Raw genomic sequence first — 19,392 nt, 5'->3', positions numbered from 1 at the left:
TCACCACACAATACATATTATTTTCGTTTTTTTAAGTAAATGATTAGAAGGATCATACAAATCAGAACAATAGGGACAACGATCATCCAATCTTCTAAAATGAAAGGTTTTTTAATCATTTCTTTTTCTCCAGCATCATATGGTACACGGTGTCCTCTCACTAATAGTCTATGCGTATTTACTCCATAAGGGGTGCATGTAATTAACGTTGCATAATCTTCTCCTTGTACAACTAATAAATCTTCCGTTTCATTTGGTAATACAACTTTTATTTGATCTACTTGATAGGCAAGTACTTTATCTAATGTATGAATATAAAATATATCTTTCTTTTCAATTTTATCTAAATGAGTAAACATGAGTGATGAAGGTAAACCACGATGCCCCGTTAAAACTGTATGCGTACTTTCTCCCCCTACTGGTAATGAAGTTTCATCCAACTGTCCAATTCCACGGCTTAACACTTCTTCTGTCGTCCCTTGATAAATTGGAAGGTTCACATCTATTTTCGGAATTTCTATATGTCCCATAACATCACCAATATTTAACATATCTACGGTCGAACCTTTATGTTCACCGCCCTGTTCACGAAAAGGATCTGAAAATGTTTGCGTCGTATTTTGAATCTTCTTATTATAATCGCTTGCTTCTGTTTCTTTACGATCAATCTCTTCCTGCTCCAACCTCTTTACCGCTTCATCATACGTACTTACTTCTGAATAGTGAGTTCTTGTCGCAAACCAATTACTTACAGTTGGATAGAGAAATATACTTAATCCTAGTAAAAAAATACTTCCAAAAATTATATTTCGTTTCATAACAGCCTCTTTCACTACGGATAAAATGTGGAAAAGAGGAAAGCATATCCCTTTCCTCTTTTCCATACTAAAATATTATAAATATATTCATTAAGAATTCTTTTCAGGTTTCTTTCTAAAGAAAATAAACATTGCTGTCACCATTAGCATAAGACCTACTACTGTAAAGAGAATTGTCCCCATACCACCTGTTGCTGGGATAATCCATCCGCTCTTATTGTTCTCAACTTGTAAATCAATTACTTTATGATCTTTATCAATTTTAATATCAATCGGATCTCTTAATTTTTGATATTGCTCTACTACACCGTCTTCATCTTTATACTTTGGTGCTACCGTTTCAACAATTTGATATTCACCATATGGGATTTCATTCCATGTAATAATACCATTTGCATCAGTGATATCATCCATTTTCTTTTTGTTTACTACTACAACATTTCCCTTTTTATCTCGTAATTCGAATCTTGCACCTTCTAATTTCAAATTCTTATTCTTGCCATCTACTTTTTCAATTTTAATATTTCCCATAGTTGGTGTAACCACTACTTCATTAGATGGCTTTCCATCTTTTTCTGATGAAACATCATCTTTGTTTACAAAATCTAGTACTGCTTTATTTGGAATTTCTATTCCGGCTTGAGTATCTCCTTTAATTTGTGCAGTAATTTGCAAATGAAGCTCTTTTCCATTAATTTTTGAAAAATCTTCAATTGTAGCGGTTACTTTTTGACCTTCTACAACTACTTTTACACTACCATCTTCAACTTTCTTTCCATCAACCATAACAATTGGTTGGCCTTTTATTTCCAAACGATCATCTAAAATATCTGTTACGACATATTTTTTATATAATTTAATATCTTCTGGAAGTAATGTTTTAATATCATACGTATAATCTGTCTCTTTATTTATTCCAGCTACTTTTGAACCGTTATTTATACTTTTAGTAATCGTAGGTTCTTTATAGTTCTTTATATCTTCTAGCTTAACTACTTCACCAGACTCCTTAATAGAGAAAGGACGCTCTTCTTTACTAGTTATATAACCGTTTGGAGCCTTATGCTCAATAAAATAATAATAATCCCCATATTCTAGAGAATCTACACGAACTTTACCATCTTCCCCTGTTACTAATGAACTCGGTGTCTTCACTTGTGTGCTTGTTCCATCTTTATTCTTTTTAAACAAATGGAACTCTGCATCTTTTAACACTTTACCAGCTTCACCTATTTTTACGAATTCTACTGAACCTCGTTTTGTTTCATTTTTAGGGTAAATATGAACATCGTAATTTAAATCTTTACCATCTGCACTTGTCATTGGAATATCGACAATAAAAGTAGTCGTATCCAAAGCAATATGTTCTGGACCTTTAATAGCTTTTACTTCATAACGTCCTAGTGGAAGATCTGTAAAAATAGCTTCCCCTTTTGCATTTGTTACCTTTGTAATTGCAGCATTTTTTACTGGCTTTGCTTCTTCTTTTATAACAGTTCCATCATTTGAAATTTTTTCAAATGACTCAATCCGTTTAATTTCAAAAATTACACCTTCTAAAGGTTTTGCATCTTCTGGAACAGTTTGTCCTTCTTTTCCATTGCCTTCTGTAGTTGTTTTAGAACCTTTACTTTGCTCATACTTATGAATCGTTAACGTACCTGTACTTCTAGATTCCGCACTAACAGCCATGTTAGATAACGTTGAAAAAGCTAACATACAGATTAAAAATAAACTAAAAATCCTTTTCATTGTTGTCCACTCCCTATTGTTTGTATTACTTTTGTTTTTTCTATCTCTCATTATTTCTCTTTCTAACAAAGAGGAACAATGTAACAAACATCAATATTCCACCAATTACATAATAAATTATTGTCCCTATTCCACCAGTCTCTGGAATAACAAATTCACTCTTTTTATTTACTACTCTTATTCTTTGTGAATCCATTCCAGATTTCACTTCTATTTCTACTGGTTCTCTCATCAACATATATCCTTTTGGTGCTTGTACTTCTTTTAATGTATATTTGCCAACGATTAATGGAATAGAAGTTGCCAAACCATCTTTATCGGTTGTTAATTTACATACTATATTTCCATCTTTACTAATCACTTCAAATACTGCGCCTTCCAATTTGAGATTTTCATCATTCGCATCTACTTTTTCAATCTCAAATTTCCCTAATGCTGGCGGTACTACAAACACTTCATTTGATACGAATTTCTTCTGGTCAAACAGTAACTCTGCTTTATTTGGAATACCATCATTCGCATTGTATTTCGTTAGTATATCTGCATTTACATTCGCGCTTAATTTTGACTTAATATGCATTGTATACGATTGATTCGCAAGGTAAGCATAATTTCCGTCCTGCTTCGGTAACTCAATACTTACTTTCTTTGATTGTTCATCAATTTGCGGTTTAACTTCTATTTCTTCTCCATTACTGTTTACAAGTTTTACATGCAAGGTAGTTAAAATATCTTCTAAGTCATCCTGCAATACTATTTTTTCAAGGTTCATAACATCATTACCAAAATGATAGTTTACATGCCATGTAAACTCTTCATCTATACTTTGTAATGTCGCTTTTTCCACTTCTTTTTCATCTGCATCCGAAACCATCTTTCTTACTTGTGGTTCCTTTGCTTCTACATTTGTTTTTACATTCGGTTTTTGTGGTGGTAAATCTTCATTATCCGGTGTTTTCCCCTCAACAACCGCTATGTTCTCAATTTCTTTCGTTTTTAATGCGTCTTGCGTAACTTTCACTTTAAAAGTTACAATTCTTTCTTCTGTATCAAGCACGTCCCCAAAGTTTACTTTAATCGTATTATCCTCATACGATCCTTCATCTTCGTCAACTGCATCTGTCAATACATTCCCATTCAATTTCATACTACCAGCTATATACTCAATACCTTCAGGAAGTTTATCTATTAGACGCATATCTTTAATAAGCCCATTTCCCACTTTATTTCGGGCTTTAATTTGATACTCAAATTCATCATTAACATGAAATTTTTCTTGCTTTATACCAATAATTTCTTTTTTCGACTCTAGTTGTCCAGACAACGGGTCAACCGGTGTTTCAACTTCTGGTTTCTCCTTATCTTTCGAACTATCGGTCTCAACTATTGCTATGTTTTTTATTTTCTTATTTGCCAGCTCCGGTTTTACAACAATTTCAAACGTGATTGCTTTCTCTTCCTCACCTTTAAGATCGCCGAAATGAGCATAAATCGTTCCATCTTTTATATGTGCATAATCTTCATCTTCAACATCCGTTTGTTCCTTTCCGTTTATCTTTAACGTGTTCGGAACATACTCTACTCCTTCAGGAAGGTTATCCGTAATTTTAACTGCCTTTAAGATAGAATCTGGCACACTATTTTTAGCATGAATTGTATATTCTAGTTTGTCGCCAACTTTCAGCGTACCACCGTTTATATCTTTAGCTAGTTTAGTAGCTACTAACTTCCCGGGTTTCTCTTCTCGTTCGGGTAATACTTTAACTACTACTTTATTAGAATCGTTAGCTTCAACCTGACTTCCTGTTAACTCATCAACCCCTTGAACAACAGCGATATTAGGGACTTCTGTTTCTACCTTTTCTCCCCCTAATTTTGCTTTAAATTCAATTGTTGTCTCAGGTGTTTTATCCGTATAGATTCCACCTTTTGTAGCATTTGCTCCTTCACCAATTCTTATTGTTAACTTTCTTGTCTTTGCATCATAGTCAACTTGTTCTGTTTCATTTCCAGCATTCGGACCAGAAATGATTTTCGCCGAATTTGTTACAAATTCTAGACGTGAATCTAAAACATCTTCAATTTTTGTATCAACAGAACTCGAATTCGGTTCAATGTTTCTCACCCTTAAACGATATGTAACTTCATCACCTGGCTCATACTTTTCTTTTGCATCTACTACTTCCTTATCTATGACAAGCTCTGGCGCTGTTGCATTTACTGCAAAAGCTAATGTGTTTAATACGTAGTCATCACCAGCTGTCGCAGCTTTTAAGCGTATTTCCTTTTGCGCTGGTTTAATATATCCTGCTGGTAACTTGATTAAATCTGCATCAACCCCCAAATTATTTTTATAATCTGGGTTAAATGTACCCGGATACTTATCTCGCATATGTTCCTCATATTCAGAAATAGTGGAATTGAATATATTACCAGTTGGATTGAGCTTATCATTAATTTCTTTCCAAGCATTATCTGTGTGAACAAACAGTTTATCACCTTGCCAATATCTATCACCTTGGACAGCGAAAACAGAAACTTTCGGATCTAAATCTCCAGTTTTCGAAGCAATAAAGTTTTTCACTTTAAATTCTTTTTCACCAGATCCAGTAGCTCTTTTCAATCCACCATCATAAACAGTAAATGCTTTTCTTGTTTTTGACTTATCTTTTGTAATAACTAACATGTACCAACCAGCAAAAGAATAATATCCATAATTATAGGCAAGTTTTGTATTTGGATAAGGAATATTTGCTAAAGTATAGCTTCCTCCTTTTGAATTTGAGGACTGTAAAAGCTTTGTAACATCTGCATAGTTAGAATAATAAGTACCATCAATACCAAAACCATAAAGTAAGCCACTTCCGTAATACGTATTACTTGGCTTTACTTGAAAGCTCTTCCCCGCTGGAGTAGTAAACTTAATTGGTGCTACATACTGTTGCTGTGTTAATTCATAACGTGTCGAACTCCAATATAATCCGGCCCATTCAATTTCAGCATCTTCTGGAACGGGAATATATGCCTTAGATGAATTTGTAGTTGTTGGATCATCATCTACATCAATGAGCTCACGGGTATAGCCATTCGGTGCTGTATACGCAATATTCGTTATATCTGAATACAATGCTGTTTTCTTCTGAGCTTCAGTAGCTTTAATACCTAAATTCACATTACCGGTCGAATACATCTCACCTTTATGAATAGATTGATAGGTTGGTTTATCAAAACCTTCTTCATCTGTAACTGCTGCCGTTGCCGTATCAATTGGATTTAAAAATTGTAATTGAGATAATAGCAAGAATAAACTCATAACAACTACAAATACTTTTTCATTTTCTTTGATCCTACTGTGCAAAGAGATCACCTCCTTCAATAAAATTCATTAACATATTATATAAATATACCTTATACGTATTATTCTAATATAAATCACATATTTTGTTAACAAAATATGTGATTTTTTCCTTTTTTTAAAAACATTTATATATGAAGATTTTTATATTTAATGATAATCAAATCCCAAATATCAATATAGAAACCTTCTTACTTCATTCAAATAATAATAAAAAAAACGAAATATTAATAAGAAGCCATGACTTCTTTTCTATTTATTACATGCTAAACTATATGAAAAGGGGGATTGTATATGAAAAATACTTCACAAAAAACAAGTCATTATTATGCAGTTATTTTCACTTCTCATTTATCAAATGATACGACAGATTATAGTGTCGCCTCTGACAAAATGGAGGAACTTGCAAAGCAGCAACCTGGATTTCTAGGCGTAGAAAGTGCACGAGATCATTCAGGACTCGGAATTACAGTTTCTTATTGGGAATCACTTGAGGCAATTGACAATTGGAAACAGAACACCTTACATAAAGAAGCGAAAAAAAGAGGCCGTGAGCAATGGTATGAAAACTTCCATATGCGTATATGCCTCGTTGAGAAAGAATTTAAGTTTCATAGAGGTACATTGTAACGATGAAGAAAAAATTAGCTCTCGTTGTTGTTCATGAAATATATGGTGTGAACGACCATATGCATCACGTTATCCACCACTTTACTTCATCCCATATAGATGTATTCTGCCCGAATCTTCTACAAGCACAACATCCATTTCATTATAGTGATGAAGAAAAAGCATATCATTTTTTTATGAATCATATTGGATTTAATAATGGAAAAAAGCAAATTGAAGAATTCATTACGCATCTTTCTAGTCGTTACACACAAATTGGACTTATCGGCTTTAGTGTCGGTGCTACCATCTCATGGCTATGTAGTAACAATCCGAAAATAGATTTTATTATTGGATGTTACGGTTCCCGTATACGCGACTATGTTCACATAAAGCCTACATGCGCTACATTACTTATATTCCCTGAAAAAGAAGCTAGTTTTTCAGTATCCTCTTTCATTCAATCGTTGCAGCAACAAAAAAATCCTTTATTAGAAATCAAACAACTACATGGTGAACATGGGTTTCTAAATCCGTACACTAAAAAATATAACGAGCACTCTACAAAGCAAGCATACAATGTAATAGGTGCATTTCTTGTAAAAAACACTTTTATAAAGGAGAGCTAAATGACGCTTACATTATTCTTACTTATTTTCATATTCATTGCCTTTTTCTCAGCACTAACTATCATTATTGTAACCGTAAGAAAGGGGGAATTTTCCAAGCATCCCTACTTACAATCTATTATCGTTTACATTTTATTTTTCACAAATTGGATCTTATATGTAACATCTTTTTATACGTTACTCCCAGAGAAAGTTAGCGAGTTTATATTCTTGCCCATTTGGTTTTCCCTTTGTATGTTAGGGTTTATCGTTTTCTGGCGCGAATGGAGAAACAATCGTGTGTTCTCAATATGTATCTGTTTTCTTTCTTTTATTAGTTTTCTATTTGGGTTGTTTTTGTTAGTTCTTTCGGGGATGTAGTTGTTGTAAAGAGGATAATATACCTCTTTACAACAGCTTTTTTCGTTCCATGATGAACGGGATTGTTAAATATAATGCAAAAGGAAGAAAAGCCAACATTCAACTTTTCTTCCTTTTATTTTTACCTTTAGCTTTCACTGTCACTGATTCACAAGGTGTATAATATATTTGAGGTGTCGCCTTATCAACAAACATCATAAACGTAATAAAGCCGATAATAAAGAAAATAAACAACGTTAACAAAATTGCTCCTATCGTTAAAAGTATCATAACACCACCCCTATATTTTTCATGTTATTACACTTTTCGCTATTATATGAGCGTAATCCTTTTTAGAAAAAGAAACGTAACAAAATAATCACAATCACTCCCGTTAATACTGTACCTAATAAACTACGAGTATATATTGCAACAAGAAATGTCGGGATTGCTGCGATAAGGTAATCCCACTGCATCGTCTCATGCATAAATAATACTTGGGCTAAAAGTGCTGCTAATATCGCAATTGGTATGTAATTTAACCATTTTAAACCCCAGTCTGGAATTTGAAGTTTGCTAAATACGAGTAGAGGTAAAATACGTGGCACGAGTGTAACAGCTCCTGCTGCTAATAAAAGTAGTATTACGTCCAATCTCATTTCCATTTTTCAATCACAACTCCAATCGTCGCAGCTAGTAACGTTGCGATAATAACCGCTATACTATCTGGCATAAATAAGTGTGAAACGTATGCAATCATAATTGCTACAATTGCAACAGTAAGATGAATTGCTAGTTTCGGTTTACTACTTATGAGCTGAAGGACAAATAACCCGATAAACATTGCCGGTAATGCATAATCCATGCCATACGTATGCGGATCTGGTATCCACTCACCAAACAGCCCGCCGATAATAGTAGCAAGAATCCAATTTAAATATGCTGTAACATTTAAACCGATCATCCATCTTTCACCTAAATGTCCTTTTTGCGCTGCGTGCTGCACAGCAACACCGAACGTTTCATCTGTAATTTGAGACCCGATTATTACGTTTTTTAGTAGAGGAAGTTTCGTAAAGTACGGCGCGAGCGCAGCACTCATTAGAAGGTGGCGTAAATTAACAAAAAAGACGGTGAAAATGATTGCTGAAGCAGGGGCACCGGCTGCATACATACCAGCTAATATAAATTGAGCAGAACCTGCATAAATTAAAGTGGACATAAACGCAATTTCAATGATGGAAAAACCTGCTGTTTTTGCAATTACACCGGCTGCTATACCGATGCTTAAATAACCAAATACAGTTGGTAAACAATCTTTTACTCCTTGCTGAAATGTATCATCGCTTTGCAAAGCTACATGAGCCTCAGCTTTACTCATCTCTATCATCCTCCATTCCTTTTAAAGTTCGTTTTCCTGTTACGACATGTACTAAATCTATATTTTCACGCCATAACGTATCTAACTTATCAGCTCCAAATTCCTTCGTGATTTCTTCGACCATAATATCGTGCCGTACGTACTCTGTAGCAACGAGAACTAAAGCTGGATCATACGTTGTAACGGCCCATGAAGTGCTATCATTTGAGAAGTTCGCAATTAATACTTCCTCTCCATCACGAGCAATAACAGTTAAATGACCACCCATTCTCTTTTCAACAACGTGGGGCGTCATATAATTATGGTGAAACGTCGCGCCTATTTTTGTATCGGGAGCACCAAATAAGATGGAAAATATATGTACACCTTCCTCTTCTTTTTGATGAATATATGGTTCAATTTCATGCACTTGATCTTCCCATACAGAAATCCATAACTCTTCCTTTGCTCTATTAATTATATTGCAAATTTCCTTCAAAACACGATCATTTGAGCGAATATGCGAAATTACATCTATTTGTCGCTCTTGTTCTAAACCATTTAATTTCTCACCTAAAAATTCAAAGGACTTTTCAAAGTCTTTTCGCATTCGATTCATTAATTCGGTAGCTGGTACCGGTACATATTTAACTGGTTCAGAAGGTACAATATGTACCGCTCCTTTATCCATTAACTTACCGAGTACCTCGTAAATCATAGAACGAGGTACTCCTGTTTGTTTACTCACTTCATACCCAGTTACTGGGGAATGTTTTAATAGTCCAATATACGCTTTACATTCGTACTGGGAAAAACCCAGCTTTTGTAATTCCTTTATAATTTCATCCATCAGTACCCCTCACAATCTAGATCGCTCTAACTTCAAAGCGACGATTTTGCTTCCCTTTACTTTTTACTTTATCAATAACAAGTGTTCCTATTTCACCCGTATTTTTCACATGTGTGCCTCCACAAGCTTGTTCGTCTAAATTTTCAATTGTAACAATGCGGATTTCTTGTATAGTAGTTGGCAGGAGGTTTATTGCTGTTTTAATCATTCCTACAGCATTTTCTGCTTCTTCGCGGCTCATATAACGAGTGGAAATTTCTTTATTTTGTTCAATAAGTTTATTCACTTCCTTAACAATGTCTTCTACTTCCATGCTCGATAACTCTTGTAACTCATTAAAATCGATACGTGCTTTCTCAGGATAAATTTGATTTCCAGTGCATAGAGCTCCATATTTTTCATAAACGATAGCTCCAATAAGATGCAGTAAAGAATGATGCCGCATTAAATTATGACGTCTTTCCCAATTAATCTCTAATTTAACTGGACCTAATTTTACTTGAGCTCCATCTTTTATATAGTGAACTATTTCTCCCTGCTCCTTCTTTACTTTTTCAACTTCAAATACAGACCCATCTTGTACAATGACACCCGTATCACATTCCTGCCCTCCACCAGTTGGATAAAAAACTGTTTTCTTTACAAATACTTTATTCCCTTCTACTTTTATCACTTCTGTTTCGCAACTCGTTTTGTATGCATCTTCTAAATATAATGCCGTTGTCATACTCTCACCTCTTTAGTAGTTATAGTTATACCTACTAATATAAAAAAGAAGCTCCGTAAAGTCAATTGATAATTCTGAAATTTAAACCTGAAATAAAAAGACTCCCGCTAACGGAAGTCTCCTATCTCAATATTTCATTCGCTTCTTTTTCATAAATTTTATCAAATGAAGTCATAACGCGTTGTGATGCTGAAATCATTCTTTGATCCGTCATAAGATCTGCCATCTCTTTCGTCATATCTACATTTGAATTTTCTAGCATATGGTTTTTTACTAAGCCTGTTCCGTTCGGTAAATCAGCAATGTTTCCTTCTGCTAGTGTAAAGCTTTTGTTCTCTCTTTGCATTAGACGAGCATTTGCTTCTGCATCTACTGTTTTGGCTTGCAGGCGTGCAATATTATTTTGTGTTACTTCATCATATAATGTACCATCTGCTTGTACAGCTACCTTTGCTCCTTCAGGAATACGAATACGTTCATTATTCTCTCCCATAACAAAAGCACCGGATGATGTTTGCAAATAACGATCACTATTTATTGTAAAACTACCATCTCTCGTTAAAAACGTTTCATCATTTTTAGATGTAACGAAAAATGATGTTGTACCGGCTGCACCGTCATCTAAAAAGAAATCTGTAGCACTATTTGTCATTTGTATATTTCCTTGTACTAAGTTCACATGCGTAGCAGCTGGTACTACAGCGTAATCGACCGAACCGATATTTGTCACAGCCCCGTCACCGCGGCGATATGTGTCTTGTACATCAAATACTTTAGAAGTCATATTTTCTGCTTTAAATCCTGTCGTTTGGGCATTTGCAACGTTATTCGAATGAACATTAATACGCTGCATGTAATTCATCATACCCATAGAACCTATATAAAGACCGTTCATACTCGATTGAATAAGGCAGTTGCCTTATTCTTCACCTCTTTTCTATGATGTTTGTAACATTTGTTTCGCTAAATGTTCCGCTGTAGCGATATGTATGTTTTTCTTTACATCTTGTCCGTCTGTCATTAATACAATTGGAGCAGATGACACTGCTGGAATTTTCAATAACTCACCACTACTTGCTGTTTCATCAAATTTCGTAAATACGATACCATCAATATGAATATCTTTAAAGTTCGTAATGATTTCGATCATATCTTTACTTTTCATCGAAGCTGATAACGTTAAACAAATATAATCTGGCTCTACTTGTCCCATCGTTTCAATCATTTCTTCCACTGTTTCTGACGCACGATAATTTTTTCCAGCTGTATCAATTAAAATATAATCGACGCGTGCTTCTTCTTTAAAATACGTAAGCGCTCTTGTCATTGCAGCTTCATCACGAACAGCGATTACTTCAAAACCAATTGTCTTTACGTAATCTTGCAGCTGCTGTACTGTTCCAATACGCGAATGATCTGTCGTAATAAAACCGACCGTTTTGTTCTTACCGTGGAACTGCCATGCCATTTTCGCAAGTGTCGTCGTTTTTCCAACTCCGGTTGGGCCGATTAATGCAATTGTTTGCACTTCTTTTTCAAAAACATTTTCCGTATTGAAATGAGATCTCATATCTTCCAATATATATTCGATTACTTCTTCTTCTGTAATCATCGTTGCATTCTCAAACTTCACTTTTAGCTTTTCAGCATATGCATGAATGAAGTATTGTTCTACATCGTTTTGCTCTAGCATGCGAATTACTTTTTGAATAATAAATGGCACAGATTCTTGCTGTTCTTTTTTTACAACTACTTCTTCTTTCTTGACCGGAACGACTTTTTTCACAGCTTTTTGCTTTTTCGTTACTTTCGTTACCTCCGTCTGTTTTACAACGACGATACCTTTTTCAAACAGCTTTAATAGTTTCTCTTTCTTTCTTGCCCATTCTTCACTATTTCCTGTTTGCATCGCCGCATATGACATAGGAGTCGTCACGTTTTCTAAATTATGCAGTACCGATTGAATTCCGTTCGCCTTCACAATTTGTTCTGAAGGGTCATTCACAACATCCATTAATTGTTCATGAAATTGAGCTGTGCCTTCGTTCACTTCTTCCTGTTTATCCTCTGGAAAAGCAACTAACATTTCATAATTCTTTTTCCAAAAAAACGGGATATTTCGTTTTACACTTTCATCGACAACGTAATAATAATCTGTACCATATTGGTCAAATAACTTTCGATACAATTCATTTTTCGAAGCTGCTTTTATTCGCATTAACGCTTCTTTCTTTTCTGTACTTTCCATTACTTCACCCCCTACTATTCAATATAGGCAATTTGATCTACAACAATTTCTGGTGCTAATTCGCTAATACAAAGTACTTGTGCTTCTACTTGATAGCGCTCAAGAAGTCTTACAATCGCAAATCTGAAATCTTTTCTACGCGTTAATAATACTGGTTCTCTTCCCATTAACCTCGCTTGTTTAAATACGCGTTGTACTTGCTCAACTACGCGCGATTCTAAATCTAAATCCCAGTTTAATAAATAACCTTGATAAGAATTGTTCACAACATCCGCATCTAATTCGATTGAATCTGAGAAGAGCGCCGCATAAATTTTACCGTCAGGATTTTTCGCATTTTCACAAATCACTTTTGAAATACATTCACGGACGAATGACGTTACACCGTCAACATGATTTTGATAAATTTCTTTTCCGTCAATAATACCTTCAATAATAGTTGGTAAATCACGAATAGAAATACCTTCCTTTAGTAGTTGTTTAATAACATTTTGAACGAGTGATAAGTCGATTTCTTTCTTCTTAATCTCTTCTAATAAAACGCCGTTATCATTTTCAAGCGAGTTAATTAAGTCTTTTACATGTTGACGCTGAATTAACTCATGAAGATTACGTCTAACGACAACATCTAAATGTGTAATTAATATGCTAAGCGGCTCTAATACTTGATAGCCTTTCATCTGTGCATCTTGTACCATATGCTCTAAAATCCAATATCCATCTTCACCGAAAATTGGATCTTTCGCTGGTTCTGCATCTAAATCTGCCATTACATTCGGTGTTTTCAGTGCTAATAAGTAACCTGATTTTAAAACACCTTCAGCTGCCTTCGCACCTTTAATACGAATAATGTAACGTCCTCTTGGTCTAAAACTCGTATTATCTTTAAAGTTAATTCCAGGAACGTTAATACCAAGGTCGGTAATAATCGATTTCCTCATAAGAACAACTTTATCACGAGCTGTTTCCCCGTTAATTTTCTGCTTTACAAGTGCTGCTAAATCTAACCCGAGTTCTACAATAATTGGATATTTATCTGTAAATACTCCAAATGAATCTTCCACTTGTTGCAGTTGCTCGTCTTCGCCTTGAATCATTTCTATTTCTTTTTGAAGCTCGTCTTCTTTTTCTTTCTTTATTCGGTTTTTATTTCGAATTCCTAAGAAGATAATTGTTCCACCAACGAGTGCAAATGGTAGAAATGGTAGCGGAGTAAAAATACCCATCGCGATAAACAAACCACCAAGCGCATAGACAACAACTTCATGCGCTAATAACTCTTTAAAGATTCCTTCCGTTACCGTATCCGGTGAACCGTCAAATACACGCGTTACGATAATACCTGTTGAAATCGCAAGCATTAACGAACCGATTTGGTTTACGATTCCGTCACCGACAGTTAACTGTGTATAGTGAAGAGCTGCTTCAGCAAAGCTCATGCCTTGCTGCATCATGCCGACAATTAAACCGAAAATAATGTTTACGAATAAAATGACAATCCCGAAAATAACGTCCCCTTTAATGAACTTTCCGGCACCATCCATCGCTCCGTAAAACTCTGTTTCCATATTTAATTTCTTTCGTTTCGCCTGTGCATCTTTTTCCGTAATAATACGCTGGTTTAAATCCGCATCGATTGACATTTGTTTCCCTGGTAAAGAATCAAGTGTAAAACGTGCTGCAACTTCAGCTGTACGAGATGCACCGTTTGCAACGATAAACTGGAATATGATTAATACTGTAAAAATAACGATACCAATTAATAAGTTTCCGCCAATTACGAACTGGCCAAACTCTTCAATAACATGCCCAGCATTTCCGTTTGTCAAAATCGCTCGCGTCGTCGATACGTTTATCGATACGCGGAAAATCCCGATTAATAACAACATGGTCGGAAATGATTTTAATTCATCCCACTCGTTAATACTTGTCGCTCGCATATAAATAAGCACTGACATACTTAGTAGAAAAACGATAATGATATCAAGTATAAATGGTGGAAGTGGAATTAAGAGCGCCACTACGAATGACGCTGCTAAAAAGATAGAAAAATAGGTTCTTGCAGAATCTATCTTAAACAAAGAGATCTCCTCCAAACGCGCTATTACACTTCAAGTTCATTCGTTTGAATTAAATAGCGCATAACTTCAATTACAGCTACGTATAAATCTTCTGGAATCGTCTCATCTTCCTCGACTTGATAATATAAAGAACGAGCAAGCGGACGGTTTTCCACCATTGGTATTTCTTGTTCACGGGCAAGCGTTCGTATATATAATGCGAGCTCATCTTCCCCTTTTGCAACGACAATCGGTGCTGCATCAACGTGTTTATTGTACCTGAGCACGACTGAAATATGAGTCGGGTTATTTACAATAAACGTTGCGCCATCCATCTTCTTCGCAATTGTTCCTTGCAAAATCGCATGCATAAAGTTTTTTCGTTTCCCCTTTACTTGCGGGTCCCCTTCATTATCTTTATGCTCTTGTTTTACTTCTTCTTTTTTCATCTTAATATCTTGTTCGTACTCCCACTTTTGATAAATAAAATCAATAATAGAAAGAACGATTAATATAATTAAAATAGCTAAGAAGATAAATTTAATTTGCCTTATAATTTCAGTAAGTGACGCAGTCCAGTTAAATCCAATCATACTCACGATTTTCTCTAAATTCTTTTTAAATAGCACGTAAGCAACGTAACCGATTAATCCCATATAAAATAGTGATTTCAAAATATCTACTAAACTTTTACGACTAAATAGTCTTGTAAAATAGTTTTTCGGGTTAATACGTGATGCTTTCGGCTTAATGACTTTAGAAGAAAATAAGAAACCAACTTGAATCATATAATTGAATAAATGAAAAGCGTATACGAGTATTAATATCGGAGCTGATACTTTTAATAATAAAATCCCCATTAAATAAAAATACTCGGTCGAATCTGTATTTTTTCCAATTTGATCAAACAGCACGGATACAGAATTGGCAATCTCAAACCCTAGCCAATCTCCGAAAAAGTAAACGACAACTGCTAATACAAGAATGGAGAATAAATTATTTAAATCTTTACTCCGGGCAATATTCCCTTCTTCACGCGATTTTTTACGCTTCTGCGGGGTGGCCTTTTCTGTTTTATTATCCTTTGCCATGCGCGTCCCCCTACTTCGTTAAGAAAAAGTTAAATAGTTTCGTATATTCCTCAAGCAATACATCCGTCATATTTTTAAACACATAACCGAGCATCGGTACACTCATCGCAATAAACAAAATACCACATGTAATTTTAATAACGTACGCATTCATAAAAACGTTTAATTGCGGAGCGTTTTTTGCGATTAAAATTAAAACAAAGTTAATGATGAACAAACTTCCCATGAGCGGAAGAGCAATTTCAACCGCTGATGTAATCGCAAATAATAACGTTGCGAGTAGACTATCTAAAAAACTAGTCGTCAGCAATTTTGAAATCGCCTCTGTATATTGAAACGACTTTAAAATCGTGGCAACGAAATAATTAATGCCGCCAAGTGAAATAAAAATAATGAGAAAAAATATATCAAAAATGGTTGATAGTAACGTAGACTGTGAGCCTGCATTTACATCAAACAAACTTGCCTGTGATAAACCGATATCAAAGTCTAAAATATGCCCGGCCATTTTTGGAATATTCCATAGCATTTCTACAATTTTTGAAAGCGATAATCCAATTACAATTTGCGTACCTGCATAAGCTGCTACGTCCCAAACTGTCTTGATGTGAGAGACATCAACTTGATCGGCCACCGTAATGGAAAGAGCAAGTCCAAATGTAACTTTCGCCATTGCTGGAATGGATCGACCTGAGAAAAACGGTAAAAAGTATAAAAATGAAGTAATGCGACAAAACGCAAAAAACGTCGCCGCCCATAATTCCATATTCATTTCATTCCACCTATCTTAGTACGAACGCAATAGCGATGGGATTTTATCAAATAAATCTAAAATAAGCGTCGTTAACTCTTGAAACATCCACGGACCTAAAATGATAATAACGAGTACAATACTCGCCATTTTCGGCAAAAACGTCAGCGTTTGCTCTTGAATTTGCATCATCGCCATAATGACAGCGATGATAATAACGACAATCATACTTACGCCGGCAACCGGCATTAAAATCATAACCCCTTTATAAAAAAAGGTTTGAAAAATATCTATAATTGGTGATGTATTCATTTATATGGCTCCTATCACATAGCATCAAACGCTTCAGGCGACCGTTTTAAACATAATGTCGACGATTTTTGTATATCCACCTAAATATACGAAAACGAGTATTTTAAATGGTAAACTTAAAATCATCGGCGGTACCATCATCATCCCGAGGTACATTAAAAGTGTACTAATAATCAAATCTATAAATACAAACGCTAAATAAATGAACATCCCTGTTAACAATCCTTTTTGAATTTGCGTTAACGTAAAGGATGGTACGAGCGTAAATAAGGATAGATCCTTTAAATCCTTCGGTAACTCTTCTCCGCGTACTTTCAGCATCATCTTTAAATCATGCTTATACGTATGCTTTGACATATATTCTTTCATAATCGGAGCTGTCGTCTCCGCAGCTTGACTTACTGTTATTTTCTCTTTCGTCATCGGATCCCACACATCGCTCTTCAGTTGCCCAAGTACAGGCTGCATCGTAAAGAGTGATAAAAATAAGGCAAGTCCAACGAGCACTTGGTTCGGTGGTAAATTCATTACCCCAAGCCCTTGACGTGTAATCCCAAGAACGATCATAAAATAAGTAAAATGTGTAAATAATAGAACGATAGAAGAAGATAATGATAAAAGGGTAACGAGCGCAAATAGCTGTACACTTGAATTACTCGTAAACTCTTTTCCATTTTCGAAATTAATAAAACCGTTTTGGGCTGCATACGCTGGATTTACAAAAATAATTGAAAAAACGATAGAAAATACGAAAATAACGGCTAATAATGATAACTGTTTCTTTATTCTCATGATGGATCCTCTACTTTTTTCGTTTCACTCTTCACCGCGTCTTCTAGCGCTTGTTGAAACTGATTTCCTGTTCCTGTTAATTGCACAGATTGAACACCGTTATTACTAATAACAGTGAACACTTGCTTGCCGTCTACTTCAAATAAAAAGGCACTTGTTTGATGATTTAAATACACGCCGTCCTTCACTTGAATATGGCCATTTTCACCTTGCTTAAAAAACTGCTGTTTGCGCGTCTTTTTCGTCATATAATATGCACCGTAACCGAGCGCACCAAACAGTAAAACGACTTGAAATAAGGTCGTCATATACGACATATGACTCCTCCTCTACTCTTTATCTTGCATTTGACTTTGCGCTTTCATAAGCGCAGCTTGCTTCTTGTCAGCTTCAATTTCAGAAATGATAATACCGAACTTCTCGTCCATTACAATCGCTTCCCCGATGCCGACTTTCATATTACTTAAATACACATCTACTTTATGTCCTAAGTTTTTCTCTACTTCCAGAACATCGCCCACTTTTAACTCTTTCACATCACCAAGCGTAATAGATGCCTTTCCAAGCTTTACACCAAGTTCAATCGAAATATCTGAAACAGTATCAATATGTGCTTTATTTGTTTCATTTCGCTTTCCTGTAAATTCTTCTAATCCCATTAATGACACAGGAGATACTTCATGCTTCATATGGATCCTCCTACTCTACAAAACTTTTAAATAAGAGCGCCTTACGCGTTCCATCTTTTCCAATAAAACAATTAAATTTATGTTTTCCATCTACAAAACCAAGTAATTCATCTGAAACTTTCGTATGAAGCGGAATAATATCGCCTTCTTCAATTTGTTCAATCTCACCCATTGTCATTTTCTGCTCACCAATTGCAACGTGAACAGGTTTGTACACTTGATTTACTTTCACTTCCACTTCAGACGTATACTTTTTACGCTTATCCGAAGAATGTTCGACAATATTTTCAGACGTTAACTTATCCATAATTTCTTCAACAGATAAAAATGGAATTCCGATGCGCACCGTCGTATTCCAAAAATCCGTTTTCATATTTACGTTCAGTAATGAAATAATATCACTCGCTGTCGTAATCTTAAGTGCATTCGGATCTGTCTCTGTCGTTACAAATGTCGGTTTAATTTCCACAACACTTTCAAATGATTGCTCTAAATTTTTACATAGAAGCGCAAAAATATTATCAAGTGTTAAAAACTCGAATGCCGTCAGTGGTCTACGCATCGTAAAGTTACGCTTACTATCTCCGCCGAGCCAGCACTCATGAATATAAATAACAAATGCTAAATCAATCTCAATAACAATTTCTCCAAGCTCTGGAAGTCCGAGATCAATGACGCAATATAAATAGTAATCTTTCGGCATTTTCTCCACATACTCACTCGTAAATGGAACTTGCTCAACTGTCGAAGGCTCTAAGTCGATTGGAATACGCATACGCGCTGACAACGTCTGTGACGTCTGTTTACCAAACGTAGAAGCAATCGCTTGCAAACTACGTAAATGCTCCACACCGAACTTCTCCGGTCTATTAAAATCATACTCTTGAAATTTATCTTGCTTCCCTGCTTCTTGTGCGAAAGCTGGCATTTCCTCGCCTTCATTTACCGCCTTCAGCAGGGCATCAATTTGCTCTTGGCTTAATTTATCGCCGCTCATGAAAATCCCCTTC

21 protein-coding genes are annotated in these 19,392 nt (G+C 35.3%); 3 read left to right on the top strand and 18 right to left on the bottom strand.

Annotated elements, in window-relative coordinates:
• Nucleotides 1-17 precede the first annotated feature (17 nt).
• The 3 genes from Q9B79_RS15900 to Q9B79_RS15890 all read right to left on the bottom strand — a co-directional run bounded on the left by Q9B79_RS15900 (nt 18) and on the right by Q9B79_RS15890 (nt 5,928).
• Nucleotides 18-818, bottom strand: a complete 801-nt coding sequence (locus Q9B79_RS15900; RefSeq protein WP_306185724.1) for a class C sortase — start codon at nt 816-818, stop codon at nt 18-20.
• A gap of 90 nt (nt 819-908) precedes the next feature.
• Complete coding sequence (locus Q9B79_RS15895) at nt 909-2,570, bottom strand: SpaH/EbpB family LPXTG-anchored major pilin (RefSeq protein ID WP_306185722.1); 1,662 nt, start codon at nt 2,568-2,570, stop codon at nt 909-911.
• Between the two features lie 40 nt (nt 2,571-2,610).
• A complete protein-coding gene (locus Q9B79_RS15890; RefSeq protein WP_306185720.1) occupies nt 2,611-5,928 on the bottom strand; it encodes an isopeptide-forming domain-containing fimbrial protein in 3,318 nt (1,105 codons plus the stop codon).
• A 291-nt stretch (nt 5,929-6,219) separates the two neighbouring features.
• Here Q9B79_RS15890 and Q9B79_RS15885 point away from each other — a divergent pair, with 291 nt between their 5' ends.
• The 3 genes from Q9B79_RS15885 to Q9B79_RS15875 are packed head-to-tail and all read left to right on the top strand — an operon-like array spanning nt 6,220 to nt 7,523.
• Nucleotides 6,220-6,555 carry an antibiotic biosynthesis monooxygenase family protein gene (locus Q9B79_RS15885; protein WP_306185718.1) on the top strand — a complete coding sequence of 112 codons (336 nt, stop codon included), beginning with the start codon at nt 6,220-6,222 and terminating at the stop codon, nt 6,553-6,555.
• A gap of 2 nt (nt 6,556-6,557) precedes the next feature.
• Nucleotides 6,558-7,163 (top strand): dienelactone hydrolase family protein, encoded by a 606-nt coding sequence (locus Q9B79_RS15880; RefSeq protein ID WP_306185716.1) that lies wholly within the window; start codon nt 6,558-6,560, stop codon nt 7,161-7,163.
• Complete coding sequence (locus Q9B79_RS15875) at nt 7,164-7,523, top strand: hypothetical protein (protein WP_306185714.1); 360 nt, start codon at nt 7,164-7,166, stop codon at nt 7,521-7,523.
• 99 nt (nt 7,524-7,622) lie between these two features.
• On the opposite strand, the gene Q9B79_RS15870 is transcribed toward Q9B79_RS15875, so the two are convergent.
• The 15 genes from Q9B79_RS15870 to fliM form a co-directional block, all read right to left on the bottom strand.
• Nucleotides 7,623-7,793 carry a DUF3951 domain-containing protein gene (locus Q9B79_RS15870; protein ID WP_001972020.1) on the bottom strand — a complete coding sequence of 57 codons (171 nt, stop codon included), beginning with the start codon at nt 7,791-7,793 and terminating at the stop codon, nt 7,623-7,625.
• 62 nt (nt 7,794-7,855) lie between these two features.
• Complete coding sequence (locus tag Q9B79_RS15865) at nt 7,856-8,167, bottom strand: AzlD domain-containing protein (protein WP_000425935.1); 312 nt, start codon at nt 8,165-8,167, stop codon at nt 7,856-7,858.
• Entirely contained in the window at nt 8,158-8,883 is a 726-nt protein-coding gene (locus Q9B79_RS15860) for an AzlC family ABC transporter permease (protein WP_306185710.1), read from the bottom strand. Before Q9B79_RS15860 ends, Q9B79_RS15865 begins: the two co-directional genes overlap by 10 nt.
• On the bottom strand, nt 8,876-9,712 hold the full coding sequence (locus Q9B79_RS15855) for a TrmB family transcriptional regulator (RefSeq protein ID WP_306185708.1): 837 nt from the start codon (nt 9,710-9,712) through the stop codon (nt 8,876-8,878). The genes Q9B79_RS15860 and Q9B79_RS15855 overlap by 8 nt, the downstream gene beginning before the upstream one ends.
• Nucleotides 9,713-9,728: 16 nt before the next feature.
• Nucleotides 9,729-10,439 carry an alanyl-tRNA editing protein gene (locus tag Q9B79_RS15850; RefSeq protein WP_306185706.1) on the bottom strand — a complete coding sequence of 237 codons (711 nt, stop codon included), beginning with the start codon at nt 10,437-10,439 and terminating at the stop codon, nt 9,729-9,731.
• A gap of 121 nt (nt 10,440-10,560) precedes the next feature.
• Nucleotides 10,561-11,334 (bottom strand): flagellar basal-body rod protein FlgG, encoded by a 774-nt coding sequence (locus Q9B79_RS15845; RefSeq protein ID WP_306185704.1) that lies wholly within the window; start codon nt 11,332-11,334, stop codon nt 10,561-10,563.
• A gap of 42 nt (nt 11,335-11,376) precedes the next feature.
• A complete protein-coding gene (flhF, locus tag Q9B79_RS15840) occupies nt 11,377-12,687 on the bottom strand; it encodes a flagellar biosynthesis GTPase FlhF (protein WP_306185702.1) in 1,311 nt (436 codons plus the stop codon).
• 14 nt (nt 12,688-12,701) lie between these two features.
• A complete protein-coding gene (gene flhA, locus Q9B79_RS15835) occupies nt 12,702-14,768 on the bottom strand; it encodes a flagellar biosynthesis protein FlhA (protein ID WP_098667173.1) in 2,067 nt (688 codons plus the stop codon).
• A gap of 23 nt (nt 14,769-14,791) precedes the next feature.
• Nucleotides 14,792-15,838, bottom strand: coding sequence for a flagellar type III secretion system protein FlhB (flhB, locus tag Q9B79_RS15830; RefSeq protein WP_001971997.1), 1,047 nt, complete (start codon nt 15,836-15,838; stop codon nt 14,792-14,794).
• A 10-nt stretch (nt 15,839-15,848) separates the two neighbouring features.
• A complete protein-coding gene (locus tag Q9B79_RS15825) occupies nt 15,849-16,610 on the bottom strand; it encodes a flagellar biosynthetic protein FliR (RefSeq protein ID WP_001055697.1) in 762 nt (253 codons plus the stop codon).
• A 15-nt stretch (nt 16,611-16,625) separates the two neighbouring features.
• On the bottom strand, nt 16,626-16,901 hold the full coding sequence (locus Q9B79_RS15820; protein WP_001098085.1) for a flagellar biosynthetic protein FliQ: 276 nt from the start codon (nt 16,899-16,901) through the stop codon (nt 16,626-16,628).
• 33 nt (nt 16,902-16,934) lie between these two features.
• The gene (locus Q9B79_RS15815) at nt 16,935-17,693 is read right to left on the bottom strand and encodes a flagellar type III secretion system pore protein FliP (RefSeq protein WP_001220586.1); all 759 of its coding nucleotides are present in this window, start codon (nt 17,691-17,693) and stop codon (nt 16,935-16,937) included.
• Complete coding sequence (locus Q9B79_RS15810) at nt 17,690-18,010, bottom strand: hypothetical protein (protein WP_000121176.1); 321 nt, start codon at nt 18,008-18,010, stop codon at nt 17,690-17,692. Before Q9B79_RS15810 ends, Q9B79_RS15815 begins: the two co-directional genes overlap by 4 nt.
• A gap of 12 nt (nt 18,011-18,022) precedes the next feature.
• A complete protein-coding gene (locus tag Q9B79_RS15805; protein WP_306185701.1) occupies nt 18,023-18,382 on the bottom strand; it encodes a flagellar motor switch protein FliN in 360 nt (119 codons plus the stop codon).
• A 10-nt stretch (nt 18,383-18,392) separates the two neighbouring features.
• Nucleotides 18,393-19,379, bottom strand: coding sequence for a flagellar motor switch protein FliM (gene fliM, locus Q9B79_RS15800; RefSeq protein ID WP_227585568.1), 987 nt, complete (start codon nt 19,377-19,379; stop codon nt 18,393-18,395).
• Nucleotides 19,380-19,392: the final 13 nt, after the last annotated feature.

The sequence above is a fragment of the Bacillus sp. MHSD_36 genome (assembly GCF_030757775.1).
Taxonomy (GTDB): Bacteria; Bacillota; Bacilli; order Bacillales; family Bacillaceae_G; genus Bacillus_A.
The sequence above is the reverse complement of the archived record's forward strand: the minus strand, read 5'-3'. Positions and strand labels throughout refer to the sequence as shown.

Excerpts from the sequence above, each read along its gene's own strand:
- Q9B79_RS15900 (WP_306185724.1), bottom strand. The coding sequence starts at position 818 with ATGAAACGAAATATAATTTTTGGAAGTATTTTTTTACTAGGATTAAGT.
- Q9B79_RS15895 (WP_306185722.1), bottom strand. The coding sequence starts at position 2,570 with ATGAAAAGGATTTTTAGTTTATTTTTAATCTGTATGTTAGCTTTTTCA.
- Q9B79_RS15885 (WP_306185718.1), top strand. The coding sequence starts at position 6,220 with ATGAAAAATACTTCACAAAAAACAAGTCATTATTATGCAGTTATTTTC.
- Q9B79_RS15880 (WP_306185716.1), top strand. The coding sequence starts at position 6,558 with ATGAAGAAAAAATTAGCTCTCGTTGTTGTTCATGAAATATATGGTGTG.
- Q9B79_RS15875 (WP_306185714.1), top strand. The coding sequence starts at position 7,164 with ATGACGCTTACATTATTCTTACTTATTTTCATATTCATTGCCTTTTTC.
- Q9B79_RS15870 (WP_001972020.1), bottom strand. The coding sequence starts at position 7,793 with ATGATACTTTTAACGATAGGAGCAATTTTGTTAACGTTGTTTATTTTC.
- Q9B79_RS15865 (WP_000425935.1), bottom strand. The coding sequence starts at position 8,167 with ATGGAAATGAGATTGGACGTAATACTACTTTTATTAGCAGCAGGAGCT.
- Q9B79_RS15860 (WP_306185710.1), bottom strand. The coding sequence starts at position 8,883 with ATGAGTAAAGCTGAGGCTCATGTAGCTTTGCAAAGCGATGATACATTT.
- Q9B79_RS15855 (WP_306185708.1), bottom strand. The coding sequence starts at position 9,712 with ATGGATGAAATTATAAAGGAATTACAAAAGCTGGGTTTTTCCCAGTAC.
- Q9B79_RS15850 (WP_306185706.1), bottom strand. The coding sequence starts at position 10,439 with ATGACAACGGCATTATATTTAGAAGATGCATACAAAACGAGTTGCGAA.
- Q9B79_RS15845 (WP_306185704.1), bottom strand. The coding sequence starts at position 11,334 with ATGAACGGTCTTTATATAGGTTCTATGGGTATGATGAATTACATGCAG.
- flhF (WP_306185702.1), bottom strand. The coding sequence starts at position 12,687 with ATGGAAAGTACAGAAAAGAAAGAAGCGTTAATGCGAATAAAAGCAGCT.
- flhB (WP_001971997.1), bottom strand. The coding sequence starts at position 15,838 with ATGGCAAAGGATAATAAAACAGAAAAGGCCACCCCGCAGAAGCGTAAA.
- Q9B79_RS15825 (WP_001055697.1), bottom strand. The coding sequence starts at position 16,610 with ATGAATATGGAATTATGGGCGGCGACGTTTTTTGCGTTTTGTCGCATT.
- Q9B79_RS15820 (WP_001098085.1), bottom strand. The coding sequence starts at position 16,901 with ATGAATACATCACCAATTATAGATATTTTTCAAACCTTTTTTTATAAA.
- Q9B79_RS15815 (WP_001220586.1), bottom strand. The coding sequence starts at position 17,693 with ATGAGAATAAAGAAACAGTTATCATTATTAGCCGTTATTTTCGTATTT.
- Q9B79_RS15810 (WP_000121176.1), bottom strand. The coding sequence starts at position 18,010 with ATGTCGTATATGACGACCTTATTTCAAGTCGTTTTACTGTTTGGTGCG.
- Q9B79_RS15805 (WP_306185701.1), bottom strand. The coding sequence starts at position 18,382 with ATGAAGCATGAAGTATCTCCTGTGTCATTAATGGGATTAGAAGAATTT.
- fliM (WP_227585568.1), bottom strand. The coding sequence starts at position 19,379 with ATGAGCGGCGATAAATTAAGCCAAGAGCAAATTGATGCCCTGCTGAAG.